We start from the raw sequence: 1,807 nt of genomic DNA, 5'->3' as shown, positions 1-1,807 counted from the left end.
AATACAATTGGCATATGAAGAACGTATGTTATATAATTCTAACAGCTTCAATTATAATATTTGCATGTTTAAATTCAGACATCATCAGATCCGGATGCACCCAGGGGTTACAGCTATGGTACTCATCCATTGTACCTATCCTGTTCCCCTTTATGCTGCTGACCGGTGTTATAACCAGCTTTCTCAGATCGATACAAGTATCAAAATGCTGCGCATATGCGATCATCTTTATAATAGGCCTGCTATGCGGTTTTCCCACAGGCACGATCATCATAGCTTTCTTTTACCGAAAGAGGGTCATCTCTGAAAACGTATGTCAGAGCCTACTCCCGATGTGCAACAATATAAGTCCGATGTTTCTTTACAATTACATATACAGGGATCATTTGATGGAATATATATCGTTTGCACGGCTGATCGAGGCTGTATATCTTCCACAGATCATTTATACTGTAATAGCGCTTACTCTGTCATATATGTCAACCCACCGCTCCAGCACTTCCACGGAGCTGCTTACTGCCGCAACAGTCCAGGTATCATCAGACAACCAGAGCCCCAATTCAGGGAAGCCAGAAAATACGTATTCTGACATAATAAGCAGCTCGGTACACAATATAACTGTGATCGGTGTGTACATGGTCATATTTGCTATTGCAGGAAATCTTATGTGCAGCTACTTTTCAGGCGATGCATGCACCATAATATCCACATATCTGGAGATAGGCGGCGGTGTACCAGTATTATACAGCATGGATATTTCCACAAAAATAAAGACAGCCCTCATTCTCTCACTCACTGCCTTTGGAGGGCTATCCGCCTTGTTCCAAAGCCGTGATATGATAAGAATATCCGGGCTGTCTTTCATCAAATACACAACAGGGAAAATAGTATGTGCCTTCTTGTGTTTCATTTTCTATATGATGTGTCTGTAAATACATCCTGTATCATCTGGCGTGATTACTCGTCGAGGAACTCCTCATCATCCTCATCCTCGTCGTCATATTCATCATCGTAATCCTCGTCATCATAATCCTCATCGTCAGAGTCGTCTGATGAATACTCTGTCTTGCCGTATACATTGTAATCTGTGTTGTCATCATCAGCAAATGCTGAATCGTCAGCACTTGGCTGTACCTGCTCAGGAACACCGTTGATCTGAGCTATACTCGAATCAAGCTCTGCCATATTGTCTGCAACTCTTGCCGCATTGTCCTCAAGAGACTTAATGAGGTTCTCATAGTTCGCTCTCTCTGCCTGAAGTGTTGCATTTATATACTGGCTTATCTCTGTGAGCTTGTCCTTTGAATAGTACATGGAACCTGCTCTGACTTCCTTGGCATCCGCATTCGCCTCAGCGATGATCTGCTCAGCCTGGCTTCTCGCCATGTCTGTTATCTCATTCGCTCTGATGTTGGCAAGCTCAACTATCTGGCTCTGATCAACCAGTCTGTTTGCCTCTGCAACAGACTCTGTGATGATAGAATCAGCTCTGGCTCTTGCATCCGCAAGTATAGCCTCCTTGTTTCTCATGATCTTCTTACATCTCTCTATCTCATTAGGAAGCTTGAGCTTGAGTTCGCCCACCATCTGCTCCAGATCTTCCTTTGGCACAATAATCTTACTGGATGACAATGGCTGATACTTACAATTGTCAATAAATATCTCTATCTCACTGATCATCTCTTCAATACCTTTTCTTGCCATGTTTTTCTCCTCCTAATAATCTATCTAAAAATTCTTCCTTCGCCTGTCAATCTCTGTCTATCGAATATCGATCTCTCAATGTATCCCTGATCTCCTCCGGGAT

The 1,807-nt window shown here is 42.8% G+C and carries 2 protein-coding genes; one reads left to right on the top strand and one right to left on the bottom strand.

All coding sequences use genetic code 11. From position 1 onward, the window contains the following. Positions 1-14: 14 nt before the first annotated feature. Positions 15-932, top strand: coding sequence for a hypothetical protein (locus CCU_RS12170; RefSeq protein ID WP_208896229.1), 918 nt, complete (start codon positions 15-17; stop codon positions 930-932). A gap of 25 nt (positions 933-957) precedes the next feature. Here the strand turns inward: CCU_RS12170 and CCU_RS12165 are convergent, their stop codons facing one another. Further along, positions 958-1,704: a hypothetical protein gene (locus tag CCU_RS12165; protein ID WP_015534876.1), complete on the bottom strand. Its 747-nt coding sequence runs from the start codon at positions 1,702-1,704 to the stop codon at positions 958-960. Positions 1,705-1,807: the final 103 nt, after the last annotated feature.

The sequence above is a fragment of the Coprococcus sp. ART55/1 genome (assembly GCF_000210595.1).
Lineage (GTDB): Bacteria > Bacillota > Clostridia > Lachnospirales > Lachnospiraceae > Coprococcus > Coprococcus aceti.
This window is presented reverse-complemented; position numbering and strand designations above follow the sequence as displayed.

Excerpts from the sequence above, each read along its gene's own strand:
- CCU_RS12165 (WP_015534876.1), bottom strand. The coding sequence starts at position 1,704 with ATGGCAAGAAAAGGTATTGAAGAGATGATCAGTGAGATAGAGATATTT.
- CCU_RS12170 (WP_208896229.1), top strand. The coding sequence starts at position 15 with ATGAAGAACGTATGTTATATAATTCTAACAGCTTCAATTATAATATTT.